22 protein-coding genes are annotated in these 24,786 nt (G+C 67.0%); 13 read left to right on the plus strand and 9 right to left on the minus strand.

Going from position 1 to position 24,786, the window contains the following annotated elements; genetic code table 11:
* Positions 1–39 precede the first annotated feature (39 nt).
* Both ACSQ3D_RS26380 and ACSQ3D_RS26385 read right to left on the minus strand, forming a co-directional pair.
* Positions 40–2,661 (minus strand): ATP-binding protein, encoded by a 2,622-nt coding sequence (locus ACSQ3D_RS26380; RefSeq protein WP_056172103.1) that lies wholly within the window; start codon positions 2,659–2,661, stop codon positions 40–42.
* A 180-nt stretch (positions 2,662–2,841) separates the two neighbouring features.
* Positions 2,842–3,744, minus strand: coding sequence for a LysR family transcriptional regulator (locus ACSQ3D_RS26385; protein WP_436128804.1), 903 nt, complete (start codon positions 3,742–3,744; stop codon positions 2,842–2,844).
* Between the two features lie 125 nt (positions 3,745–3,869).
* Between ACSQ3D_RS26385 and ACSQ3D_RS26390 the strand changes: the two genes are divergently transcribed.
* From ACSQ3D_RS26390 to ACSQ3D_RS26405, 4 genes are all read left to right on the plus strand, one after another.
* The gene (locus tag ACSQ3D_RS26390) at positions 3,870–5,240 is read left to right on the plus strand and encodes an acyclic terpene utilization AtuA family protein (RefSeq protein ID WP_436128805.1); all 1,371 of its coding nucleotides are present in this window, start codon (positions 3,870–3,872) and stop codon (positions 5,238–5,240) included.
* Positions 5,241–5,253: 13 nt separating this feature from the next.
* Positions 5,254–5,652, plus strand: a complete 399-nt coding sequence (locus ACSQ3D_RS26395) for an AtuA-related protein (protein WP_436128806.1) — start codon at positions 5,254–5,256, stop codon at positions 5,650–5,652.
* A gap of 68 nt (positions 5,653–5,720) precedes the next feature.
* Positions 5,721–6,716 (plus strand): Bug family tripartite tricarboxylate transporter substrate binding protein, encoded by a 996-nt coding sequence (locus ACSQ3D_RS26400; protein WP_436128807.1) that lies wholly within the window; start codon positions 5,721–5,723, stop codon positions 6,714–6,716.
* Between the two features lie 208 nt (positions 6,717–6,924).
* Positions 6,925–9,051, plus strand: coding sequence for an alpha/beta hydrolase domain-containing protein (locus tag ACSQ3D_RS26405; RefSeq protein WP_436128808.1), 2,127 nt, complete (start codon positions 6,925–6,927; stop codon positions 9,049–9,051).
* Between the two features lie 441 nt (positions 9,052–9,492).
* On the opposite strand, the gene ACSQ3D_RS26410 is transcribed toward ACSQ3D_RS26405, so the two are convergent.
* On the minus strand, positions 9,493–10,386 hold the full coding sequence (locus ACSQ3D_RS26410) for a LysR family transcriptional regulator (protein WP_396506528.1): 894 nt from the start codon (positions 10,384–10,386) through the stop codon (positions 9,493–9,495).
* A 128-nt stretch (positions 10,387–10,514) separates the two neighbouring features.
* Between ACSQ3D_RS26410 and ACSQ3D_RS26415 the strand changes: the two genes are divergently transcribed.
* The 3 genes from ACSQ3D_RS26415 (at position 10,515) to ACSQ3D_RS26425 (ending at position 12,641) form a co-directional block, all read left to right on the plus strand.
* Positions 10,515–11,381, plus strand: coding sequence for an MBL fold metallo-hydrolase (locus tag ACSQ3D_RS26415; protein ID WP_396506530.1), 867 nt, complete (start codon positions 10,515–10,517; stop codon positions 11,379–11,381).
* A gap of 312 nt (positions 11,382–11,693) precedes the next feature.
* Positions 11,694–11,987, plus strand: a complete 294-nt coding sequence (locus ACSQ3D_RS26420) for a hypothetical protein (RefSeq protein WP_396506531.1) — start codon at positions 11,694–11,696, stop codon at positions 11,985–11,987.
* Positions 11,988–11,993: 6 nt separating this feature from the next.
* A complete protein-coding gene (locus ACSQ3D_RS26425) occupies positions 11,994–12,641 on the plus strand; it encodes a DsbA family protein (protein ID WP_396506533.1) in 648 nt (215 codons plus the stop codon).
* Positions 12,642–13,024: 383 nt separating this feature from the next.
* On the opposite strand, the gene ACSQ3D_RS26430 is transcribed toward ACSQ3D_RS26425, so the two are convergent.
* On the minus strand, positions 13,025–14,173 hold the full coding sequence (locus tag ACSQ3D_RS26430; protein WP_436128809.1) for a zinc-binding dehydrogenase: 1,149 nt from the start codon (positions 14,171–14,173) through the stop codon (positions 13,025–13,027).
* A 173-nt stretch (positions 14,174–14,346) separates the two neighbouring features.
* Positions 14,347–15,213, minus strand: coding sequence for a LysR family transcriptional regulator (locus ACSQ3D_RS26435; protein ID WP_056172084.1), 867 nt, complete (start codon positions 15,211–15,213; stop codon positions 14,347–14,349).
* Between the two features lie 304 nt (positions 15,214–15,517).
* Here ACSQ3D_RS26435 and ACSQ3D_RS26440 point away from each other — a divergent pair, with 304 nt between their 5' ends.
* The gene (locus ACSQ3D_RS26440) at positions 15,518–16,480 is read left to right on the plus strand and encodes a DMT family transporter (RefSeq protein WP_436128810.1); all 963 of its coding nucleotides are present in this window, start codon (positions 15,518–15,520) and stop codon (positions 16,478–16,480) included.
* Positions 16,481–16,632: 152 nt separating this feature from the next.
* Positions 16,633–17,010, plus strand: a complete 378-nt coding sequence (locus ACSQ3D_RS26445) for a hypothetical protein (protein ID WP_436128811.1) — start codon at positions 16,633–16,635, stop codon at positions 17,008–17,010.
* A 51-nt stretch (positions 17,011–17,061) separates the two neighbouring features.
* Here ACSQ3D_RS26445 and ACSQ3D_RS26450 read toward each other — a convergent pair whose 3' ends face one another.
* From ACSQ3D_RS26450 to ACSQ3D_RS26460, 3 genes are all read right to left on the minus strand, one after another.
* The gene (locus tag ACSQ3D_RS26450) at positions 17,062–18,108 is read right to left on the minus strand and encodes an alpha/beta hydrolase family protein (RefSeq protein ID WP_436128812.1); all 1,047 of its coding nucleotides are present in this window, start codon (positions 18,106–18,108) and stop codon (positions 17,062–17,064) included.
* A 325-nt stretch (positions 18,109–18,433) separates the two neighbouring features.
* Positions 18,434–19,393, minus strand: a complete 960-nt coding sequence (locus ACSQ3D_RS26455) for an NAD(P)/FAD-dependent oxidoreductase (protein ID WP_436128813.1) — start codon at positions 19,391–19,393, stop codon at positions 18,434–18,436.
* Positions 19,356–19,844 (minus strand): Rrf2 family transcriptional regulator, encoded by a 489-nt coding sequence (locus ACSQ3D_RS26460; RefSeq protein WP_218338841.1) that lies wholly within the window; start codon positions 19,842–19,844, stop codon positions 19,356–19,358. Before ACSQ3D_RS26460 ends, ACSQ3D_RS26455 begins: the two co-directional genes overlap by 38 nt.
* A 253-nt stretch (positions 19,845–20,097) precedes the next feature.
* Between ACSQ3D_RS26460 and ACSQ3D_RS26465 the strand changes: the two genes are divergently transcribed.
* Complete coding sequence (locus ACSQ3D_RS26465) at positions 20,098–20,847, plus strand: class I SAM-dependent methyltransferase (RefSeq protein WP_436128814.1); 750 nt, start codon at positions 20,098–20,100, stop codon at positions 20,845–20,847.
* A 158-nt stretch (positions 20,848–21,005) separates the two neighbouring features.
* Here ACSQ3D_RS26465 and ACSQ3D_RS26470 read toward each other — a convergent pair whose 3' ends face one another.
* Positions 21,006–21,944 carry a LysR family transcriptional regulator gene (locus ACSQ3D_RS26470; protein WP_436128815.1) on the minus strand — a complete coding sequence of 313 codons (939 nt, stop codon included), beginning with the start codon at positions 21,942–21,944 and terminating at the stop codon, positions 21,006–21,008.
* A gap of 118 nt (positions 21,945–22,062) precedes the next feature.
* Here ACSQ3D_RS26470 and ACSQ3D_RS26475 point away from each other — a divergent pair, with 118 nt between their 5' ends.
* The 3 genes from ACSQ3D_RS26475 to ACSQ3D_RS26485 all read left to right on the plus strand — a co-directional run bounded on the left by ACSQ3D_RS26475 (position 22,063) and on the right by ACSQ3D_RS26485 (position 24,765).
* Positions 22,063–22,461 carry a tautomerase family protein gene (locus ACSQ3D_RS26475; RefSeq protein ID WP_436128816.1) on the plus strand — a complete coding sequence of 133 codons (399 nt, stop codon included), beginning with the start codon at positions 22,063–22,065 and terminating at the stop codon, positions 22,459–22,461.
* 38 nt (positions 22,462–22,499) lie between these two features.
* Positions 22,500–22,973, plus strand: a complete 474-nt coding sequence (locus ACSQ3D_RS26480; RefSeq protein WP_436128817.1) for a cupin domain-containing protein — start codon at positions 22,500–22,502, stop codon at positions 22,971–22,973.
* Between the two features lie 259 nt (positions 22,974–23,232).
* Positions 23,233–24,765 (plus strand): endonuclease NucS domain-containing protein, encoded by a 1,533-nt coding sequence (locus ACSQ3D_RS26485; protein WP_436128818.1) that lies wholly within the window; start codon positions 23,233–23,235, stop codon positions 24,763–24,765.
* Positions 24,766–24,786 lie beyond the last annotated feature (21 nt).

A 24,786-nucleotide genomic window follows, 5' to 3' on the forward strand; every position in this document is an offset into this window, starting at 1 on the left:
TGCGCCGTCGCACCCTGCGCGCCGCCACCACCGATACCGCTACCGCTCGATCATCTCCTGCACCTTGGCCGCCAGCGCCGCCACGTCGAACGGCTTGGTGATCACCTCCATGCCGAACGCCAGCAGCCCGTTGCCCACCGCCGCGTTCTCGGCGTAGCCGGTGATGAACAGCACCTTCAGGTCCGGGCGCGTCACGCGGCCGGCGTCGGCCACCTGGCGGCCGTTGAGGCCGCCGGGCAGGCCCACGTCGGTCAGCAGCAGGTCGATGCGGCGTTCGGACTGCAGCACGTGCAGGCCTGCGGGGCCGTCGCCGACCGAGATCACGTTGTAGCCCAGGTCTTCCAGCTCCTCGGCGATCAGGCCGCGGATGGTGGCCTCGTCTTCGATCACCAGCACCACCTCGCCATCGGCGCGGTGGTCGAAGGTGGGCTGCACGTGCGGGTTCTCCTGGTCGGCCTCGCCCATGTAGCGCGGCAGGTACAGGCACATGGTGGTGCCTTCGCCGGGCACCGAGTAGATGCGCACCTGCCCGCCCGACTGCCGCACGAAGCCGTACACCATCGACAAGCCCAGGCCCGTGCCCTGGCCCATGGGCTTGGTGGTGAAGAACGGGTCGAACGCGCGGGCGATCACCTCGGGCGTCATGCCCACACCGGTGTCGGTCACGCACAGCGATATGTACTGGCCGGGCGGCAGCTCGCGCTCGGCCGCGGCGCGGTCGTCCAGCCATTTGTTGGCCGTCTCGATGGTCAGGCGGCCCCCGTTGGGGGCCATGGCGTCGCGCGCGTTGATGCACAGGTTGAGCACCGCGTTCTCCAGCTGCGACGGGTCCACCTGCGTGAGCCACAGGCCGCCCGCGCCCACCACCTCCACCTCGACCGACGGGCCCACCGTGCGGCGCACCATTTCCTCGATGCCGCCCACCAGGCGGTTCACGTCGGTGGGGCGCGGGTCCAGCGTCTGGCGGCGTGAAAACGCCAGCAGCCGCTGGGTGAGCGCCGCCGCGCGGCGCACCGCGCCCTGCGCCATGCCGATGTAGCGCTCGGTGTTGTCGAAGTTCCGGGCGTTCAGGCGCTTTTCCAGCACCTGCAGGCTGGCGCTCATGCCCGCCAGCAGGTTGTTGAAGTCGTGCGCGATGCCGCCGGTGAGTTGGCCGATGGCCTCCATCTTCTGCGACTGGCGGAACTTGGCTTCGACCTCCATCAGCTCGTTCGTGCGCTCGGTCACCTTGCGCTCCAGCGACTCGTTCATCTCGCGCAGCTGGGCTTCGTTGGTGCGCAGCTCGGCCTCGGAGCGCGCGCGCTCGGCGGCGGTGCGGGTGCGGGCCGCGATCTCGCGCATGAACTCGCACTCCTCATGGGTCCACTGGCGCACGTCGTCCTGGTTGACGAAGAGCACCGCCACCAGGCGCCCGTGCTCCACCACCGGAATGTTCATGAAGGCGCGGCCGCTGAGCGCATCCAGGGCGTCGGCGGCCATGGCGGTGCGGGTGTCCAGCCGCGCATCGGTCACGCGCACGAACTCGTCCCGCTTGAGCTCGTCGACAAAGGTGCCGAAGTCCCGCAGGCAGAGGCTGCCCTGCAGCGTCTGCACACCGGGGGCCGTCCAGTCGCACTGCACATGCAGGGTGTCGGATTCGTGGTCCACGCGGCCGTAGCCCGCGCGGCTGACCTTGAGCGTGTGGCCCAGGATGCGGGCGGCGGCCAGGCTGATGTCGTCCACGTCGTCCAAGCCGCGCAACTGGCTGGTGAACTCGATCAGCGCGTCGCGCTTGGCCTCGGCCGCCACGCGCTCGGTCACGTCCAGGCCTTCCACGAAGATGCCGGTCACGGTGCCCGAGGTGTCGCGGATCGGCTGGTACACGAAGTCCATGTACCGCTCGCTCACCGCTTCGCCCGCATGCTGCCGGATGTCGAAGCGGGCGCCGTAGGCCGTGGCCGCCTTGCCGCTGGAGTACACGCCGTCGAGCATGGCCACATAGCCCTGTTCGGCCGCTTCGGGCAGTGCGTCGGCCACCGTGCGGCCCAGCAGGCTGCGGTCGCCCACCATCTCCAGGTACTTGGGGTTGGCCAGCTCGATGCGGTGGGTGGGGCCCTGCAGCAGCACCATGAAGCTGGGCGACTGCTCGAACAGCGTGGCAAAGCGCTCGCGCTCCATCAGCAGGCGCCGGTCGGCCAGCACCTTGTCGGTGGTCTCCACCACCAGCGCCTGGGCACCCACCGGCGTGCCCTGGTCGTCCACCAGGGGGGAGTAGTTCAGGTCCACCCACAGCGGGCGGTACACGCCGTCGCGGTTCAGGCTCAGTTCCTGGTCGTCGTAATGCAGCGTGCCGCCGGCCAGGCAGACCTTGAGCACGCGATCGTTCAGGTCGGCGGCCTCGGGCCAGGCCTCGCGGATGTTCATGCCCAGCAGGCCGGGGTGGCGCCCGCCCGCAAAGCCGGCGTACGGGTCGTTGTAGATCAGCACGCCCGGCTCGCCCCACAGCGTGGCAATCGGCATGGGGCAGCGCAGCATGTTGACCAGCGCGCCGGTCAGGTAGGGCGGCCACTGCTCGATGGGGCCCAGGTCGGTGGTGCTCCAGTCAAAGTCGGCAATGAGCCCGGCCATCTCGCCGCCGGCTGACAAAATGAAATTCTTGACGTGGGATGTGCCGTTGGCCATGCGTGCCAGTTCCTGTGATGGGTTTGTGCGCTGGGCGGTGGTCTGGCACCGTTGATTCCGCGCAATGATAAAGACACCGGCTCCCCGGTTTGTAGGCCAGTTGCCTATAGCCCCATCGGAGACAGCAACTTCTGGATACACCTGCGCTATCCGGTGCTGTTAGTGCGCCTGCTGCGCCTGCTACGCCGGTACGGGCGCATGCGCCATCACCAGGGCGTACAGCGCCTGCGCCGCCACCGACAGGCTCTCATCGCGCCGCCGCACCAGGTAGATCTGCCGCGTGAGGCCTGCCAGCGCCAGGGGGCGTGTGACGAGGCCCGGCTGCTCGAAGTGGAACAGCGTGAGCGCCGGCACCACGCTGATGCCCAGGCCTGCGCGCACCATGCCCATCACGGTGGCCAGTTGCTCCACCTCCATCAGCGTGTGCATGGCCTGCGGGTGCAGGGCGGCCTCCAGGTACTGGCGCACGCTGCTGGTGCGCGCCAGGTGGATGAAGGGCCAGGCCGCCAGGTCCTGCGCGGTGACGGCCTTGCGCCGGCGGGCTAGTGGGTGGTCTGCAGGGCACACCAGGTAAAAGCCGTCGCTGCAAAAAGGCTCGGCCTGCAGCGCAGGGGTGTCGGCGCGGATGGCGGCCAGCGCAAAGTCGGCATGGCCGCTGGCCACGCGCTCAATGCAGGGCTCGGACAGCACGTCGGCGATGTCGATCTCGATGCCGGGGTGCGCTGCGCGGTACTGCGCCAGCACGGCGGGCAGCCAGCCCGCGGCCAGCGACGGCAGCAGCGCCAGGGCCACCCGCCCGCGCTGCAGCGTGGCGGCATCGCGCACGGCCGACAGCGCGTTGGTGATCTCTGCGCGGATGCGGCGGGCCGATTCCAGAAAGTTGTGCCCCTCGGGCGTCAAGTCCACATGCCGCGTGCTGCGGTCGAACAGCCGCAGGCCCAGGTCGTCCTCCAGCGCGCGGATGAGCGCGCTGAACGCAGGCTGCGACAGGTGGCACAGGGCTGCCGCGCGGGTGAAGCTGCGCTGCTCGGCCAGCGCGATGAAAGCGTCGATCTGGCGGCTGGAGAGGTGGGCGGTGCTCATGGGTGAAGGCGAGGGCAGAAAAGCCCCAAAAGCTATTTATCTGCAATGCAGATGGATTCATCATAAATATCGATTTCACAGAATACCGCAGTGTTTCTACAGTGGGGCCCAGGAGACACACATTCATGGCGAACAACACCCATCTGCGGGTCGGCTGCGCCGCCGGCTTTTCGGGCGACCGCACGGACGCGGCCTTGCCCGTGGTGCAGGCGCTCATCGCCAGCGGCCAGCCGTCGGTGCTCATCTTCGAGACCCTGGCCGAGCGCACGCTGGCCCTGGCGCAACTGGCCCGCCGCACCGACCCCGATGCGGGCTACGAGCCGCTGCTGGCCGACCTGCTGCGCCCCGTGCTCGGGCTGTGCCTGGCGCACGGCGTGCGCATCGTCAGCAACTTCGGCGCGGCCAACCCGCACGGCGCCGCACGCCGCATTCAAGCGCTGGCGGCCGAGCTGGGCCTGGCCCGCCCGCGCATCGCCGTGCTGCAGGGCGACGACCTGAGCGGCCCGGCCCACCGCGCGCTGCTGCAGGACGCCCTGGGCAGCGCCATGCCCACCGAGCCCATCGTGAGCGCCAACGCCTACATCGGCGCACAGGCCATCGCCGATGCGCTGCGCGCCGGGGCCGACATCGTGGTCTGCGGCCGCGTGGCCGACCCGTCGCTCGTGTTGGGCCCGGCGCTCGCGCACTACGGCTGGGCGCTGGACGACTGGGACCGCCTGGCCCGCGCCACCATGGCCGGGCACCTGCTCGAATGCGGCGCGCAGGTCACGGGCGGCTACTTTGCCGACCCCGGCTACAAGGACGTGCCGGGGCTGGCGCAACTGGGTTACCCCATCGCCGAGATCGACGCCGACGGCCACTGCACCATCACCAAGCCGCCCGGCACCGGCGGGCGCATCGACGAGCGCACCGTCAAGGAGCAGCTGCTGTACGAGCTGCACGACCCGGCGGCCTATCTCACGCCCGACGTGGTGGCCGACATCAGAGAGGCCCGCGTGCAGGCCGTGGGCACCGACGCCGTGCGCCTCACCGGCGTACAGGGCCACGCGCAGCCCGCCACGCTCAAGGTCAACGTGTGCTTTGAATCCGGCTGGTTCGCCGAGGGCGAAATCTCCTACGCAGGCCCGCGCGCCCAAGCCCGCGCGCGCCTGGCGGGCGAGGTGCTGCGCGAGCGGCTGGCCGGCCTGGGCCCGCTGCGCATCGACCTGATCGGCGTGACCAGCATCTTCGGCGACGACACCAGCCGGTGGCTGGATGCCCCTGCAGACGCAGGCGGCGATGCCCGGGAGGACGTGCGTGATGTGCGCCTGCGCGTGGCTCTGCAGCACCGCGACCACGCCAGCGCCCAGCGCCTGGTGCGCGAGGTGACCGCGCTCTACACCTGCGGGCCTGCGGGCGGCGGCGGCGTGCGCACCGCCATGCGCCCACGCCTGGGCACCGTGTCGTGCCTGGTGCCGCGCGATGCGGTGGCCGTGCGCTTCGAGATGGTTGATTGAGGAACCACACACCATGACTTCTGCAACCCCGGCCGCAACCCAGCCCGCCACCACGGCAACCATCACTGTTACGCTTTATCGCCTGGCCCACAGCCGCACCGGCGACAAGGGCAACCGCTCCAACATCAGCGTCATCGCCTGGCACCCCGCGCTGTGGGATGTGCTGGTCGAGCAGGTCACCGAAGCCGCCGTGGCCCGCCAGTTCGCGCTGCGCCAGCCACGCCAGGTCACGCGCTACCTGCTGCCCCAGCTGCAGGCCATGAACATCGTGCTGGACGATGTGCTGGACGGCGGCGTGAACGATTCGCTCAACCTCGACAGCCACGGCAAGGCGCTGAGCTACCTGCTGCTGGACATGCCCGTCACCGTGCCTGCCGCGCTGGCACCGCACCTGGGCGGGCCGCCGCCGTAGCGGTCGCTTGTTTGACGGGTTCCCGATTCACTTTCCGCTTTTCCATACCTAAACACAAGGAGACAACCATGAGCCGATCCACTTCGCTGTTGAACCAGGGCCGACGCCACGCGATGGCCGCCGCCGTGCTGGCGCTGGGCGCGCTGCAGGGCGGGGCTGCCCATGCGCAGGCCTACCCCGCCAAGCCCATCACCTTCGTCGTGCCGTTCGCGGCCGGCAGCGCCACCGACCAGCTGGCGCGCGCGCTGGGGCAGTCCATCACCACCGACACCAAGCAGGCCGTGGTCATCGACAACAAGGCCGGTGCCAGCGGCATGATCGCGGCGTCGGCCGTGGCCAAGGCTGCGGCCGATGGGTACAGCGTGCTCATCACCACCAACACCACGCATGCGGCCAACGAGCATCTGTACAAGAAGCTCTCGTACGACCCGGTGAAGGACTTTGCGCCGGTGACCGGCCTGGGCAAGGGCGGGCAGGTGCTGGTGGTCAACGCCACCGCGCCGTACAAGAACGTGGGCGAGCTGCTGGCCTTTGCCAAGAAGAACCCCGGCAAGCTCAGCTTCGGCAGCGGCAGCTCGTCGAGCCGCATGGCCGGCGAGATGCTCAAGCAACTGGCCAGCGTGGACATCCTGCACGTGCCCTACAAGAGCAACCCGCTGGCCATCACCGACCTGCTGGGCGGGCAGATCGATCTGATGATCACCGACACCTCCACCGGCGTGCCCCAGGTCAAGGCGGGCAAGCTTCGTGCCCTGGGCTACTCCACCCAAAAGCGCAGCGCCCAGCTGCCCGACGTGCCCACGCTCGACGAAGCCGGCGTGAAGGGCTACGACATGGGCTACTGGTTTGCGGCCTACGTGCCGGCCGGCACCCCCGCACCGGTGGTGGCGCGCCTGAACGAGCTGCTCACGGCGGCCACCAAGAGCGCTGCGGCCAAGAGCTTCTACGACAACGCGGGCTCCGAGGCATGGACGACCACGCCCGATGAACTCGCCAAGTTCCAGGCCGCTGAAACCCAGAAGTGGGGCAAGGTGATCAAGGCCGCCGGGATCGAGGCCGAGTAAGCCAGCAGGCCAGCCAAGCCAGCCCACAAGCCGCAGCCCCCGCGCCGGGCCGCGGCTTTTTCCAAACCCGTTTCCCGTTCCGCCAGTCCGCCCGCCGTCCCCGGCAGGCGCGGGCGGAGCCTTGCCGCGCGCAGCGCACCAGACGCTGCCGTTTTTCTCCCAGAGCCGCTTGAGCGGCCACCACCCACCATCCATCCCAGGAGACACCATGCAACCCCTTCGTGCATTCGGAAAACTCGCCCTCACGGCCGCCGCCGCGGCAGCCCTGGCCGCTTGTGGCGGCAGCAGCAATGGCGACGACGCCCCCAAAGGCCCGGCCCTCAAGCTCCAGATCACTGCCACCGAGGCCTTCCCCGGCAGCTATGGCGACGTGGGTGAATACGAGCGCCTCACAGGCACCATCAGCGGCGAGGTCGACCCCAAGGACCCCAAGAACGCCACCATCCAGGACCTGGCGCTTGCACCCACCAACGCCAACGGCATGGTCGAGTACCAGGCCGACTTCGTCATGCTCAAACCGAAGAACATGGCCAAGGCCAGCGGCGTGCTGCGCTACGACGCACCCAACCGCGGCAACATCCTCACGATGCTGAACCCCACGGCCACGCCCAGCGACGCGGTGTACCTGGAGCGCGGCTACGTGATGCTGTACTCCGCCTGGCAGGGCGACGTGCCCAAGACCACCCCGGCGCGCCTCACGGTGACCGTGCCCGTGGCGAAGAACAAGGACGGCAGCAGCATCACCGGCCCCTACCGTGCCGAGCTGGTGCCCACCGTGGCCAGCGCATCAATGACGCTGCCCGGCGGCGTCTTCAATGGCACCATGATCCCGTACGAGCCCGCCAGCCTGGACAACACCCAGCCCGGCTACTCGCTCACCCGCCGCGCCAACGAGACGGATGCACGCGTGCCGGTGCCCGCAGCCGACTGGAAGTTCGCCACCTGCGATGCGGGCACCAATGCCTTCCCCGGCACCGCCAGCCCCACCAGCGTGTGCCTCAAAGGCGGGTTCGACCCGGCCTACCTGTACGAGCTGGTCTACGTCGCCAAGGACCCCAAGGTCATGGGCGTGGGCCTGGCCGCGCTGCGCGACACGGTGAGCTTCTTTCGCAGCAAGGCGGCCGACTCGTCGGGCACGCCCAACCCGCTGGCGGGCCGCATCCAGTACACGCTGGGGCAGGGCACCTCGCAGTCGGGCAACGCGATGAAGACGTTCCTGCACCTGGGCTTCAACCAGGCGCTCGACGGCGGCAAGGTGTTCGACGGCATCTTCGCCCACGTGGCCGCGCGCCAGACCCACATCAACACCCGCTTTGCCGTGCCCGGCGGCGGCGGGGGCCTGCGCACCGACCACACGGCCTTCGGCCAGACGGCGCCGCGCGGGCTGGACAAGGACTACAACGACGACATCAGCGGCCGCCAGGGCGGCGTGATGAAACGCTGCGCCGCCACCAGCACCTGCCCCAAGTTCTTTCTGGGCCTGTCGGGCACCGAGTTCTGGCAACTGCAGGGCTCGCCCGTGCTGACCGATGCCCGCGGCACCAAGGACCTGGCCCAGCCCGACAACGCGCGCATTTATTACTACGCCAGCACCCAGCACGGCGGGGCAGGGGGCACGGCCAGCATCGCGTACGCGCCCACGCGCGCTACCTACCCCACGGGCACGGTGGTGCACTTCAACGACACCTTCCGCGCGCTGTTCCTGAACCTGGAAGACTGGGTGGTGCGCGGCACGCAGCCGCCCGCCAGCCAGGTGCCACGCATCGACAATGGCACGCTGGTGCGGCCCGAGGCGCTGGCCTTTCCGGCCATGAAGGGGCTGACCTGGGCGGTGGGCGGCGTGCAGACGGCCATTCCTGAGTTCAGCTACCGGGGCCTGTACAACAACTTCCCGCTGTTCGACTTTGGCCCGCAGTACATCCCGCAGGACGAATCGGGCATCGCCACCATCCTGCCCCCGCGCAACCTGGGCCGCGACTACGCGATCATGGTGCCGCAGGTCGATGCGTCCACCGGCCTCACCCGCGCCGGCATCCGCAGCGTGGAAGCGCGCGCGCCTCTGGGCACCAGCATCGAGTTCAACTACGTCGCCACGCCCGGCATCACCGACCTGGCCAACCTCACCGGCAGCTTCATCCCCTTCCACAAGACGCGCGCCGCGCGGCTGGCGGCGGGCGATGCGCGGCCGTCGCTGGAAGAGCTGTACGGCACGCAAGACGGCTACGTGGCGGCCGTGACCGAGGCCGCCAACGCACTGGTGGCGCAGCGCCTGCTGCTGCAGCGCGACGCGGACCTGCAGATTGCGCGGGCCAAGGTGGCGGCGGTGTTGCCGTGAGGTGACTGGGTATTTGGGGTGGGGCTGAGGTTTTGGTGCCGTTGTGCTTCTTGGCGGTGGCCCCCCTCTCCCCAACCCCTCTCCCGCGAGGGGCGAGGGGCTAAGGTCCGCGGGGGCGCATGGCGTTAGGGGCTTAAGCAGACGGCGCCACATGCAGGGCGGGGCGCAGTCCCCTTCGCCGACGCTCCTGCATTCACACCCTCTCCCCTCGCGGGAGAGGGCGGGGGAGAGGGGGTGGTGGATCAAGCATTCATGCATCCTTGCCCACAGCTCCCTCTCCCCAACCCCTCTCCCGCAAGGGGCGAGGGGCCAGGGCGCCGGGGTGCTGTTGATCGCCTTTCCAACATCAAGCAAAAAACAGCCTCTACCGCTGGATCAGAAAGCGCTACCAGCTATCGAAAAGATAGCGTTTCACTCATCTGCCACGCCTACCCGCGCCAACTACCAAGGCACCCCTTCAAACCGCTGCACCAAAAAATCCAGCAGCGCCCGCACTGCCGGCGACAAATGCCGGCGTGACGGGTACAGCGCGTAGATCGTCATCACTGGCAAATCCCACGCGGGCAGCACGGCCTGCAGCTCGCCACTGCGCAGCAACGGGTTGACCAGGTACGTCGGCTGCATCGCAATGCCGCCCCCCGCCAGCGCCGCGCGCATCAGCGTGGTGGCCTCGTTGGCGCTGAAGTGGCCCGACACGCCCACGCGCTCGGTCTCTGCGTCCCGGGTCAGCGTCCATACGCTTTTGCCAAAGTTGGCATAGCTCAGGCAGCGGTGCTGCGCCAGATCGGCCGGCACCTGGGGCGTGCCGTGCGTGGTCAGGTAGGCGGGTGATGCCACCAGCACCGAGTCACACCGCGCCAGCGGCCGGCCGATGAGCAGCGGGTCGGGCTCGGCGCTGATGCGGATGGCCAGGTCGATGCGGCGCTCCACCAGGTTCAGCGACCCCTCGCTCGCGTCCAGGTCGATCTTGAGCTGCGGGTGTTGCGCCAGAAAGTCCGCAATCGCCGCGCCCATCTGCGCGAACGCGAACGACACGCTGCAGGTCAGCCGCAACTGGCCGCGCAGCTCGCCCTCGGTGGTGCTGGCGGTTTCTTCCTCCAGGTCTTGCGACAGCGCCAGCATCTGCTGGCAGCGGCGCAGGCAGTGCTCGCCGGCATCCGTCAGCGTCACGCTGCGGGTGGTGCGCTGCAACAGCCGCGCCTGCAGCCATTGCTCCATCTCGCCCACATAGCGCGTGACCATGGCGCGCGACATCTCCAGCCGCTCGGCCGTGGCGCTGAAGCTGCCGCTGGTGGCCACTTCCACAAACACCCGCATGGCCGTCAGGCGGTCCATATTTGCTCTATTGGTGCAACAAATATGCGCATTTTATGGGGTTTATTGGATCGATTGGCGCAAATAAACTTCGCTTCGACATCGACGCCAAGCCCTGACAACCCCTTCAACTTTCTGGAAAAACCACCATGTTCCGCACCACCCTCATCGCCGCCACCCTCGCCGTCGCCTTCACCGGTGCCCAGGCTGCCCAGCCGCTGCAAGTCAAGGTCTACAACGCCGACGGCAACAGCTTCAACGTCAACTCCACCGTGGTCTACGGCGACAAGGAAGCCATGGTCATCGACGCCGGCTTCACCCGTGCCGACGCACTGCGCATTGCCGCCAACGTGCTCGACACCGGCAAGGAGCTCAAAACCATCTACGTGAGCCAGGCCGACCCCGACTACTACTTCGGCGTGGAAACGCTCAAGGAAATCTTCCCCAAGGCCGACGTGGTGACCACCCCCGCCGTGCTGGAGAAGATCAACGCCAAGCTGGCGACCAAGCTCTCGTTCTGGGGCCCCAAGATGGGTGCCAACGCACCGCGCACGCCTGTGCTGCCCAAGGCCATCAGCGGCAACACGCTGAGCGTGGACGGCCAGGTGGTCGAGATCCGCGGCACCACCGGCATGTTGGCGCACCGCCCGTATGCGTGGATCCCGTCCATCAAGGCCATCGTGGGCAACATCGCGGTGTCGGGCACCAACACCCATGTGTGGACGGCCGACACGCAAACCGTGGCCGAGCGCAGCGCCTGGGTGGCCCAGCTCGACGAGATGGCCGCACTGCAGCCCGCCGTCGTCGTGCCCGGCCACATGCCTGCCGGCGGCACGCTCGATGCTGCCAACATCACCTACACCAAGGGCTACCTGCAAGCGTTCGAGAAGAATGCCGCCGCCACCAAGACCAGCGCCGAACTCATCGACGCGATGAAGAAGGCCTACCCCGCAGCGCCCATGGGCCTGTCGCTGGACATCGGCGCCAAGGTCAACAAGGGCGAGATGAAGTGGTAAATCGCTGAATTCTGGAAAGGCCGGCGGCGAACCTGCGGTTCATCCATCGCTGCCGTTCGGGCTGGTGCCGCCGTTCAGGCTCCCACAACCGCTCGGGCTCTCACAACCGTTTAGCCTCCAACAACCGTTCGGGCTGAGCTTGTCGAAGCCCCGCGCGGCGCTTCGACAAGCCTGCCCTGAGCCTGTCGAAGGGCTCAGCGTGAACGGGTGGAAGATGATCGAACGCAGATAGAAAGTTAGTCCCATAGATAGCTATAAGACTTCGTTCTGCAGCGCCACCGCCCGCCATCCGTTTTTCACAAGGAGCCCCCCATGTCCACGCACCCACTCCAGCAAGTCCTGCAGCACCTGCACGCCGGTCGCTGGAACGCGGCGCACGACCTGGTGCAGCACGACGGCTCCATGCTCGCGGCCTGGCTGCACGGCATCTTGCATGTGCAGGAAGGCGACCTCGAGGACGCCGAAAACTGGTACGACCGCGCCGGCCGCCACTTCCGCAGCCGGGGCACGCTGGTAGAAGAGCTCGCACTTTTCGAAGCCGCACTTGCTGCATCAGCACCCCCTGCCGCATCCCCCTCAGCATCCCCTGATCCTGAAAGCCCCTGACCCACCATGTCCTCCATCTCCCTCACCTATCTGTTCGACCCCCTGTGCGGCTGGTGCTACGCCGCCGCCCCCGCGCTAAAACACCTGCAGGGCGTGGAAGGCATCCATGTCTCGCTGGCGCCCACGGGCCTGTTCGCAGGCGCAGGCGCGCGGCCCATGGATGCGGAATTTGCCGCCTATGCGTGGAGTAACGACCAGCGCATCCAGCAGCTCACGGGCCAGCCCTTCACGCAGGTCTACCGCGACCAGATTCTGGGTGCGCCGTCTGGCCGCTTCGACTCAGGCCCTGCCACGCTGGCGCTGACTGCGGTGGCCCACACTGCGCCCGAGCGTGAGTTGGATGCCCTGCATGCGCTGCAGCATGCCCGCTATGTGGATGGGCGCGACACTGCAGAGCCTGCCGTGCTGGCCGGTGTGCTCAACACCCTGGGCCTGGTCGACGCCGCAGCGCTCACGCTGGCGCCCGATGCAGCGCTGCGCACGCTGCTGGCTGAACGTGTGGCCCACGCACAGTCCACGCTGCGCGCCGTGGGTGCACGGGGTGTGCCGCAACTGGTGGTGACAGGGCAGGGCGGCGCGCTGCGGCTGTTGGGGGGCGATGCGCTGCTGGGGCCGCGCGAGCAGTTGGTGGCGCTGGTGCGGGCAGCGGCCTAACGGACAGCCACTCGCAGTCAACGAAAAAACAATCACCGTTCACGCGCAGCTCGCCGAAGAGCGGTGAAAGGCTTCGACAGGCTCAGCCCGAACGGTTTTTGAGGGGCTCAGCCCGAACGGTGTGGGGCGAGTGAAGATGCAGCCACAACTACCCGTTCACGCTGAGCCCTTCGGCAGGCTCAGGACAGGCTTGTCGAAGCGCCGCGCAAGGCTTCGACAGGCTCAGCCCGAACGGTGTTTGAGAGCTCAGCCCGAACGGTGTGGGGGTGAGTGAAATGGAATCCCCAATATCCGTTCACGCTGAGCCCTTCGACAGACTCAGGACAGGCTCGTCGAAGCGCCGCACAACGCTCCGACAGACTGTGACCTGCACCGACCCCCGCTCACTCCATCGACGGATCGATCAACACCTTCGCACCCGTATTCCGCGCACCATAAAACGCGATCGCATCGGCGCTCACAGCCCCGGCCAGCGACACCGTGCGCGCGTAGTGGCTGGCAAACGTGGTCTTCAACTCCGCCGCCACGCGCGCGCGCAGCGCCTGGGCCGCGGCATCACCGATCTTGGCCAGGAACGGAAACAGCAGCCAGCCGCCAATGCCCCAGGCCATGCCGAACGTGCGGTGGATCTCGGTCGGCCGCGTGTCCAGGTGGCCGTACAAGTACACCTGCTTGTGCACCGCCGATCCATACCGGCTGTACTCCTGCGCCTTGCGGTTGATGGCCGCTTCCATGCACTGCAGGATCTGCCCGGCCAGCGTGCCGCCGCCGGTGGCGTCGAACGCGATGGTCGCGCCCGTGGCCACCAGCGCCTCGGTCAGGTCGGCCACGAAAGTGGGCGCGCTGGTGTCGCACACATACTGCGCGCCGATGCCGCGCAGCAGCGCTGCCTGCTCGGGCTTGCGCACGATGTTGACCAGGCCGATGCCGTCCTTCTGGCAGATCTTGTTCAGCATCTGGCCCAGGTTGCTGGCCGCGGCGGTGTGCACCAGCGCGGTGTGGCCCTCGCGCTTCATGGCCTCCACCATGCTCAGCGCGGTCAGCGGGTTGACGAAGCACGATGCGCCCTCGGCCGCCGTGGTGCCTGCGGGCAGCGGCAGGCACTGCGCCGCCGGCATGGCGCGGTACTGCGCGTACATGGCGCCGCCGATCACCGCCACCGTGCGGCCCAGCAGCGCCTGCGCTGCGGGCGACGCGCCCGCAGCCACCACCAGGCCCGCGCCCTCGTTGCCCACGGGCATGCTCTGGCCCAGGCGGGCGGCCATGCCGGGCATGGCGCGCTCGGGGATGCGGGCCGTGGCCACCGGCCGGTCGGCCGTGCCGGTGACCTGCACCGTGGACAAATCGGTGGGGCCCAGCAGCAGGCCGATGTCCGACGGGTTGATGGGCGTGGCCTGCACCTGGATCAGCACCTCGTCGGGCCCCGGCGTGGGCACGGGCGTGGGCTCCAGGCTGATCTGCAAGGTGCCGTCGGGCTGGACGAGCGAGCGCAGTTGCAGTGCGGTGGTGGGAATGTCGGTGGTGGTGGTCATGCTTGGCTTTCGGTAGGAAGAAGGGCGCGCCGTTGGTTCAATTGCGCGCCCCGGTGCCAAACATTAGAACTGGATTGCGCCGCAGCCACGGTCGCGCAAGTGCCTTGCGGCGGCAGGGTTGCTGTCGTGGTCCGCAGTGCCGGCCGGCACGCAGGCCGTGTCGCCACGCACCATCAACTCCCCAGCGTGCGCAGCATCTGCTCGTACATCGCATCCACCGCTGGCGAGCGCAGCGACACCTTGCTGCGCAGCACCGCCACCTCCATCGAATCGAGCAGCGGCAGGTCAAACTCTGCCGGCAGGTCCTGCAGTATCTGCAGATGCGCGGGCACGCTGCAGCGCGTCAGCACCGCCACGGCCAGGCCGCTTTCCACCGCGGCCAGCTGCCCCGCCAGGCTGGAGCTGTGGTACACGATGCGGTGCGCACGCCGCCGCGCCGCCAGCGCCTTCATCGTGGCGATGCGGGCCAGGCTGGCCGACTCGTACACCGCAATCGGCAGCGGGTCGCGCCGCCACACCTCGTGCTGCGGCGAGCCCACCCATACCAGCGGCTCATCAAACAAAAAGTGCCCGCGCTGCGGCTTGTCGCGCGAGACCAGCGCCAGGTCCAGTTCGCCCCGCCCCAGGCGCGGGATCAGTGACGTGGACTGCTCGCACGTCAGCTCGATCTCCACCCCGTGGTAGCGGTGCGCAAAGCTGCGCAGCACCGGCGTGAGGTAGGCGCTGGCATAGTCGTCCGGCACACCCAGCCGCACGCGCCCGGCCAGCTGCGGGCCGAACAGCGCCGTGTGCGCCTCGGCCTGCAGGTCCAGCACGCGGCGCGCGTACGACAGCAGCTCGGCCCCGGCCGGCGTCACCTCCAGGTGGCGCGGCCCGCGCAGCAGCACCGGGCGGCCCAGCGCGGCCTCCAGCTTCTTGATCTGCATGCTGACTGCGGATTGGGAGCGGTGCACCAGCGGCGCCGCGCCCGAGAGCGAGCCTGCGTCCACCACGGCCACAAAGGCGCGCAGCCAGTCGATCTGAAAGTCCGGGTGGTTCATGGTGGTGACAGGGCCTCGGTGGGTGTGTGCAGTGGTGTGATCTGGCGTCTTGCCGTGTGGCTGGCGCCTGCGCAGATTCTCTGGTCCGTCGCACAGGGATTGGCGCGGGCTTCGACAGGCTCAGCCTGAACGGTCGGTGTGAACGTGAGTGCGGGTGCGTGAGTGTGGATGCGTATGGGTGCGTGTGGAGACGTTGGATGCCGGGCTCTGTCAAACGCCATCTTTAAAAGCATTCGTTTATCGAATGTTAGTCGTTCGAATTATCCGTTTTACACCACAACGCTAAACCCCGAGCATCAGCCCCATGAATCTCAAAGCCGGCATCGCAGCGTCCCTATCCCCCGCAGAGCCATCGCAACCACCTGTCCAGCGCGAGCGCGACGGCCAGTGGCTGCTCATCGCCGGGGGCGTGCTGCTGGGCACCATCGGCGTGTTTGTGGAAGAGGCGGGCCAGCACCCGCTGGTGACGGTGTGGTTCCGCTGCGCATTCGGCGCGCTGGCGCTGCTGGCCTGGTGCCTGGCCACGGGCCGGGGGCGCGAGCTGCTGCTCAGCGGCCGCGCCCGCTGGGTGGCGTGCGCCACCGGCGTGCTCATGGTGTTCAACTGGGCGCTGTTCTTCGCGGCCATCCCGCGCACCTCCATCGCCGTGGCGACGGTGATCTTTCACATCCAGCCCATCTGGGTCATCGTGTTCGGCGCACTGTTCCTGCGCGAGGCCGTCTCGCCCACGCAGTGGCTGGCCACGCTGGCTGCGCTGGGCGGCCTGGTGCTGACCACCGGCCTGCTGGACGGCACCGCAGCGGCTGCGGCCGCCAGCAGCAGTGGTGGTGGCGGCAGCTACATGGCGGGCGTGCTGATGTGCCTGGGCGGCTCGCTGTGCTACGCGGGCGTCACGCTGCTGGCCAACACGCAAAAGGCCATCAGCCCCTTTGCGATGGCGCTGTGGCAGTGCCTGGTGGGCGCGTTGGCGCTGGTGTGGGCCCCCTTTGTGTTGGGTTGGCCGCAGCAGGGTGCCGCATGGGCCTGGCTGCTGGGCCTGGGCGTGGTGCACACGGGGCTGGCGTATGTGGTGCTGTTCGCCGGCATGGCCCGCCTGGCGCTGGGGCGCATCGCGGTGCTGCAGTTTGTGTACCCGCTCACCGCGGTGCTGGTGGATTGGGCGGTGTATGGGCGCACGCTCAGCGCCGTGCAACTCGCGGGTGTGGGGCTGATGGCGGCGGCGTTGTGGACGATCCGGCGGCCCCAGTTGTCCGCCCAGCAGGCCTGATGCTGCGCGGGGCACATTAGCAGAACACCGCTGTAATTTCCTGTAATCGCCAAGCCGTCCGGGCGGCGCGACGATGGGCTCGCTTCCTCAACAAGTGATGAAGCCGAGGGCGCCGAAAATCGTCAAAGAGTAGGCATTCAGGAGAGCGGAAAATGAAAAAATTCATGACTGCAGCGCTTGCCGTGCTGCTGTGCGGGACGGCCTTGGCCAGGCCCACGTATGTGTTCCAGCCGGACTGGGATGCAGAAATCAACAACGACGTGAACAATCCCGCCACCGGAAAGCCCTACACGCAAACTCAGGTCCAGACATTTCTGGAAAACGTCAAAAACCGAGGTGCCGACGAATCCAAGGCCGCCCAGGTTCTGCGCGCGTGTGGGCAGGTCCAGATAAAGAAAGGGTGCCATCAGGCCTCCGAGCCCCACATCACGATCTGGGTGGATGGCCGGGTCAAATCCAACCAGGTCAAAGCCTGCCAGAAGGTCGACCCTGACAGCGCCGTGCATGTGAACGGCTGCGATGCGCGCTGAGCGGCTCCATGTTGTCAGCGGGGCAGACTTGCCGCCGCTGACGAAAACCGCTCAGGGCGCCTTGCCCGCCGCGATGCCTGCCGTTTCAGACGCCTGAATGTGCCGCTGAAAGAACTGCACCACCTGCGCATTGAACACCTGGTGAAACGCCACCCGGTCGAACCCCGGCGCATCGCGGCAAATGTCCGGCGCCACCTCCGCCAACGCCGGCGAGCAGGGCGCCAGAAAGGCATAGTGCCCCGCGTTGGCGGCCAGATGCCAGTCGGGCGCGCGGGGCAGGCCCTGGCGCACGGTTTCCACGCTGTTCAACGTGACGCCGTCGCCACCCAGCGCCGACGCCCACAACTGCACCGGCACGCCGACCTGCCGGAGGCCCTTGGCGTCGAACACGCTCAAGGGGTCGACGATGACCGCCGCCTTGATGCGCGCATCCGGCGCGGGTGTGGCCGGTATCTCGTTGCGGCGGATCTCGCCGCACAGCGGCCGGGTGGACAGCGGTGGGCACAGGTCTGGCCGCAGCGTCCAGTCCGGCACCGCGCCAGTGGCCACCAGCCCCGTGTAGCCCCCGCGTGAAAAGCCGAAGAAGCCGACCTTGCCCGCGTCCAGCTGCGCGCGCTGGGGCCACGCGCCCAGCATGTAATCCGTCAGCCGCTTCATGTCCACGGGCCGCGTGGCAAAGGCCGACAGGTGGCCCTGGCGGCTCATGTCCTGAAAATTGTCGCCCGGGTGGTGGATGGCCGCGACCACATAGCCCGCATCGGCCAGCGCTGCCGCCGTGTCGTGGTGCCCCAGGGCCGATCCGCCCGCGCCGTGCGACACCACCACCAGCGGCAGACCTGGGCCGGTCACGGGGCAGTCCCGCGTGCCTTGCAGCACCAGCGGCGCCAGGTCGATGGGGCCCGGCGGCGTGCTGCACGGCGACCACACGGCGCCGCGCAGCGCGGGCCCGTCCTGGTCGGCGGGCACCTCGATGAAGGCAAAGCCTGCGGCCTGGGCCAGGGTGGCGGCGCTGCAGAGCGCCGCGGTGGACAGCCAGCGAAAGGCAATGCCAAAGCCAGAGCGGGCATGCAAGCGGGAGATGAATCCAGTGGAGGTCATGGTGATGGATGGCTGGGGCGGGTGGGAACTGGCAGGCCGGTGCGCAGGTCGGCGTGCGCGGCGTTGCGCCGCACAGTGTGCCGCAGCCTGCGCGCCGGGACCGGGCCGATCTTGCAGCCTTGCAGCGTGGCTGCATCGGTGGGTGGCTCGGCAGTCATCCCTGTGAACCGGTCAGGCAGAGCCCTGTGGCTGGTGATGGCGGGGCTGCCGACGTGCGGCGCAGGGCTTCGACAGGCTCAGCCCGAACGGTTGGGGGAGCTCAAAGAACGGCAGCCAAAACCTCAGTCAAGGTCCATTGCCGTCGGCGCCCACCCATGCTGCCTCGTTATGGCCCGAACACCATCGCCTGGTGCGCCCCCACGCCCGCCAGCACACCTTCGGCCGACGCCAGCGTGGCGTTGTGCCGCATCAGCGTGGCGTCGCCCGCGGCGTACACGCCGGGCACCGTGGTCATCTTGTTCGCATCGGTGCGGATGCACGGGCCCATGGGGCCGTCGTCCATGGCGCAGCCCAGTTGCTCGGCCAGCGCGCTGGCGGGGCGCGTGGTGGCCGCTACGTACAGGGCGTCCAGCGGCAGCAGGCGCGCGCCGCTGTCGCCGTGGGCCTGCAGGCGCACGCCGTGCAATGCCCCGCCGTCGCCTTCCAGCGCCGCAATGCGCGCAGGCTCCACCGCAATGCCCAGCGCCAGCAGCCGCTCGCGCTCGGCGGGCTCCAGCGTGGACTCGCCGTTCAGGAAGAGGGTGGTGGGGCCCCAGTCGGCAATCAGCTGCGCGTGCATGCCCGACTGCGGCGAGTGGTACAGCACGCCCAGGCGCTGGCCCGCAAACTCGTAGCCGTGGCAATAGGGGCAGTGCAGCACGCTGGTGCCCCAGCGCTCGCGCAGGCCAGCGATGTCGGGCAGGCCGTCCTGCACGCCAAAGGCCAGTATCAGCTTGTGAGCCTCCAGGTGCGTGCCATCGTCCAGCACCACGGCAAAGCCGCTCTCCGGCGACCCCGCGCTTTGCTGCGCCGTGGCGGACACGGCCGTGCCCTGGCGCAGCGCCACCGTGGGGTAGGCCAGCAGCTTGCGGCGCGCCTGCTCGATCATCGCCAGCGGCGGCTCGCCGTCCTGCCCGAAGAAGCCGTGCGACGCGGCGGCAAACCGGTTGCGCGGCTGGCCCGCATCCACCACGCACACGCGCCGCCGGGCCCGCGCCAGCTGCATCGCGGCCGACAGGCCGGCAAAGCTGCCGCCTATCACGATCACCTCATACGCCTGGGTGGTTGTCATTGCTGCTGCCGCCATGAGAAATCTCCTTGTGACCGTGGCACCCTGCCACCATGCGTTGATGAAACTCGGCCGACAGCTGCGCCAGCGTCACCTCGCCCAGGCGGGCCAGCAGCACCTCTTCGGCGGCTTGGTAAGCGTCCGTCAGCGCGCGGTTGACGGCCTGTTCGACGATGCAGCCCGGGCTCTCCACCCTGTTGCCCACCGCCAGCAGCGTGGGCGCGCCCAGCGCTTCGTGGATGTCGCGCAGGGTCACTTCGGACAGCGGGCACGACAGCACCCACCCTCCGCCATGCCCCTTGGCCGACGAGACAAAACCCGCATACCGCAGCCCCGCCATCAGGCGGCGGACCACCACAGGATTGGTCTGCATGGCCTGCGCCAGCGACTCGGACGTGGCGGGGCCATCCATCTCTGCCATGTGCAGCAGCGCGTGGAGGACGTTGGAAAGGCGGCTATCTCGTTTCATGCAACATTCAAAGTTGCGTGATGTTAGCATGGGCCCAGAAGGAGCGCTGGCGGACTCACGGTTTGCTACTGAAGTGATAGCTGCTAGCGCTTGATAGCCAAGCGAAAGGTGCCGATTTGGCTTGATTTTTGGCACAGTCGCATACCCCCACCCGTTCGGGTTGAGCCTGTCGAAACCCTGCGCCCGCCTTGCCAGCCCCTGGCTCACCCCACCGCAAAACCCCATACCCACCGCATCCACCGCACACCACACCATGACGCACCCCACCACCACATCCCCCTTCACCGACCCCGCCGCCGTCGCCCGCTACGCCGAAGGCCCCCGCCGCAACGTGCCCGGCTACGACAGCCTGCTGCCCATGGTCCGCATCCTGCTGGCCGAGCGCGTGCCCGCCGATGGCCGGGTGCTGGTTGTGGGTGCGGGCGGCGGGCTGGAGCTGGAGGACATGGCGCGCGCGCACCCCGGCTGGCGCTTCGACGGTGTGGACCCGAGCCAGCCCATGCTGGACCTGGCCGCGCAGCGGCTGCAAAGCGCGGGCGTGTCGGGCGACCGCGTGGCGCTGCACCACGGCTATGTGCAGAGCGCACCGGCCGGGCCGTTCGATGGCGCGACGTGTTTGCTGACTTTTCACTTTGTGCCGCGCGAGGAGCGTGCGGCCATGGTGGCCGAGATCCGGCGGCGGTTGAAGCCCGGCGCGCCGTTCGTCGCGGTGCACCTGAGCGTGGCCGATGGTGAAGGTGCTCGGGGCGAAGGCGGGGCAGGGGGGCGTGACCTGTGGCTGTCGCGCTATGCGGCGTTTCAGGTGGCGTCCGGCATGGCGCCCGAGATGGCCGACCGCGGGCGTGCCAAGGTGGCGGCCGAGCTGGCGGTGCTGACGCCGCAGGAGGACGAGGCGATCCTGCGCGAGGCCGGGTTCGGCGATGTGCGCATGTTCTACATGGGGTTCGCGTTCAGGGGCTGGGTGGCAACGGCCTCCAGTGAACGCGGCGCTCACTCGCCCTGAAACCGTTCACGTTGACTGAGCCCATCCACAGGCTCAGGACACGCTCAGGACAGGCTTGCCGAAGCGCCGCCGCGCAAGGCTTCGACAGGCTCAGCCCGACGGTTGCTCAACTTCAGGGAACCCCCCGGACCAGCCAGCCGGTGGTGCAAAAAATGACCTCAACGCACAGGCGCCAGCGCCCACCGGTCCTTGGCCGCCTTCACCAGAAAATCAATCACCGCCTTCACCCTGGCCGCATTGCGCCGGCCCGGTGACGACACCGCGTACAGCGTGTGCACCGTGCGGGACGCAAAAGGCGCCAGCACCTCCACCAACCGGCCTTGCGCCACGTCGGCCGCCGCGAGCGGGCAGGACAGCGTGCCAATGCCCGCGCCGCCCACCAGCGCGTGGTGCACCAGGGCCGAACTGCTGGCGGCCAGGCGCGAGCGCACGGTCACCTCCAGCGGCTTGCCTTGTGGATTACGAAACGCCCAGGTCACCGCCGGCCCCTGTGCGGTGTGCGTGACGGTGTGGTGCTGCTGCAGATCGCTGGGGTCGGCGGGCGTGCCGTGCAGGCGCAAATATTCCGGAGCCGCGTACAGGCGCCGCTCGAACCGGCCCAGCGCGCGCGCCACCACCAGGTCGCTGTGGCCCACGGTGGTGCGCAGCGCCACGTCGATGCCCTCCGTCACCAGGTCGGCCACGCGGTCATCGGCCAGCAGCTCCACCCGCAGCGCGGGGTAGCGCGCCTGCAGGTCCGCCAGGTGGGGCAGCACCAGCGCCTCGCAAATCTCCTGGCTGGAGGCCAGGCGCAAGGTGCCCGCCACGCGGCTGCGCTGGTCGGACAGCGATGCCCCGATGTCCTCCAGCTGCGCCAGCAAGGCACGCGCTTCCTGCGCCAGCTCTGCACCCTCGGGTGTGGCCGACAGGCCGTGCGTGGACCGGCGCAGCAAGCGCACGCCGTAGCCGGCCTCCAGCCGGTCCACCCCACGCGCGACCACCGACACCGCCACATCCATCTCGCGCGCCGCTGCAGAAAACGAGCGCAGGTCAAGCGACCGCACCAGCCACCGCAGGTCGGCCGGGTCGGGGAGGAAGGAGCGGGGTTCTTGTTTCATCGAGCGCGCCTTTGCGTGCGGAGCAAAAGCCATTATCGCCACGGGCGGTTTCCGTGGCGGGGCGCAATTTCTACAGTGAAGGCTCCTTATCAACCAACGCATTCAACAGGAGCCCTCCATGCCCATCCTCAACGTCAAAGTGTCTGCCCAACGCACGCCCGAACTGTCTGCCCGCATTGCAGAAACCCTGCTGGACCTGACCACCCGCGTGCTCGGCAAGCGGCGCGACCTGACCGCCGTGGTCATCACCTTTGTCGACCCCGCCGACTGGTACATCGCCGGCCGGTCGCTGGCCGAGCTCAAGCAATCAAGCTTCTACTTCGACGTCAAGGTGGTGGACGAGACCAACACCAAGGCCGAAAAGGCGCGCTACATCGCCGAGGCGTTCGCAGTCTTCGAGGGCCTGCTGGGCACGCTGCACCCCGAAAGCTATGTCTACGTGCAGGACGTGCGGGCCGCCGCCTACGGCTTTGGCGGCCGCACGCAGGAGTACCGCCACCAGCACCCCGAGCAATAAGCAAGCAAGCCATCCAACAACAACCTAGGAGCACCGACATGACGATGACGACAACCAACAATCACCTTGCCGACGTGATCGTGGCCCAGACGCTGGAGCGTGCGGGCCTGGCGGGCTGGATCCCCGAAGGTGAAGGCAAATGGTCCCTGCCCATTCAGTTCTTGCCCGACGATGCCGGCTGGGTGGAACTAATGCGCCTGTCGCCCGGCACGCGGCTGGGCCTGCACCGCCACACGGGCGAAGTGCACGCCCTGACGCTGGCAGGCGAGCGCCGCCTGAACGATGGCCGCGTGGTGCGGCCGGGCGACTACATCCACGAGCCCGCTGGCAATGTGGACTGGTGGGAGGCGACGGGCACCGAAGAGCTGCTGGTGCATGTGGTGGTCAAGGGCAGCGTGGAATACCTGGGGCCGCACCATGCGGTGCTGCAGCGGATTACCACGGCGGATCGGCGGGCGGATTATCACCGCTTGTGCGAGGCGGTGGGGGTGGTGCCGCGTGGTCTGCTGTAGAAGCGCTTGGGAGCCCTGTCGGACGGTGCTCTCCGTACAGCGCAGCCAGCATATGCCCGCAGAATTTGAGTGAAAAACGGCTCTGGCGCATATCAGCAAAGCGCTGGTAGCTATCAAATGATGAGCAAAACAACAGCACAACGGTCTCGTGCTGTCGGTGGGCACAGGTGAGTGCTGGAAGTGCTAGACGTGGCGCTGGCGCTAGCGCCGAGGGGTAAAGTCGCGTTCAGCACCATTCACCTTTAATTTGGAGTGAGCAGTGAATCAGCACGAAGCCCGTATCCGAGACTATCTTTGTCAGCACCTCGAAATATTGGAGCCGGGATTGCTTCTTGTTGAGAAGGAGTTTAAGGTGCCAAATGCATTTGGCGCTGGTGGTTTTATTGACATACTTGCGAAAGATGATTTTGGTCACTTTGTCGTAATAGAAATTAAAAGAAGTGATCAAGCGGCGCGGGCGGCACTTCATGAACTGACTAAGTATGTGGCATTGCTTAAATCGGCGCACGGCTTGCCGTTGGAAAAAATTCGCGTCCTCTTGCTTTCGACAGAATGGCACGAATTAGCTGTCCCTTTCTCCGAGTACCTGAAAAGTGTCGAAGCTCCGACTGAGGGGTTGGTGATAGAAGCGGACGAGCATGGCTGCGTTAGCGGAGTGCGCCGCTTTGAGCCAGTGACCCTGGACCAACCATTACGTCTAGAACGAGCTCATGCGATCCATCTCTACAGACATGCGGAACAGCGGGACGAAGCGGTAGATGCTCTCGGGGCGGCGGCTTGCAAGGCATCCATTCGGGATTTCGTCATTCTGTCTGTTAGTTACATGGGATCAAAAACAGAAGTTATCTATCCCCATGGAGCTTATTTTGCTTTTTCCGCTCCTGTTGACTATAACGATCAAACCTCTTTGGATCGATTTATAAGCAAGACAGGGATGCCTTGGGAGGACTTGGATGAACCTAGCGAAAATTTTCAGTGCTGGATAGAAGAACTCACAACCTTCGTGCGTGATAGCCTAGAAATCGGTTATCCCGAGAAGCTTGCGGCTATGACGGCAGACGGATGGGACGCCAGTGTAGTTCATCGGGCTGGGCGTTATGCGACCAACTCTGAGGTTCTTTCGGACAAAGCTTTGATCGCCGAAATAATGCGTGTTGAGGGAGGTGCAATTCACTATTTGTACAGAACATCTTCTCCTAAATTTAGACCTAGTTGGCAGGCAATGAAAAAGGATGTTGAACTTGTTGTTGGTGGTTGTGCCGCGTGGGAGCACATTCTGAACGGTATCCTTGAACGCGCCGAGTCTAGTCGCTATTCTCCGACGATCTCTATCCACCTATTTAATCCAGGAGACCTCGTGATTGCCATGGCCAAAGCTTTTGGTGCGGACGACATGCGTTATTTCCCATCGTTGCAAGTTATAGAAAGCTCGTCAGAGAGCGTCCGTATGTACGTGGGTGCGCTTAGGTGGTCGGGAATATCGGTGGATTTAGATGGTGATGAGTTTTTCACACTGATCTCTGGAAGTGTGGAGAATTATTTTATGGCCCGTCATTACGGTGAGCACTACGCGTTTTATGACCAGGCTTGCGATGTTCTTGGGATTGAAAGTATTGTTTATGAGATAGAAAGCCCGGGTACATCCTCAGAGTTGATCCGTTTAATACGTGGTCCAGACGCACAAGACATGGAATTGCCGCAACTTTCATTGGCTAATTTCTTTATGGAAAATAAGCGTTTTGGTTCAGATTTTGTTAATAAAATTAAATCTTTCGCCGTCGGCTTGGTCTGATTGCAACCAATTCCAGTCTGC

This window comes from Acidovorax sp. LjRoot117, assembly GCF_964252695.1.
Classification (GTDB): Bacteria; Pseudomonadota; Gammaproteobacteria; order Burkholderiales; family Burkholderiaceae_C; genus Acidovorax.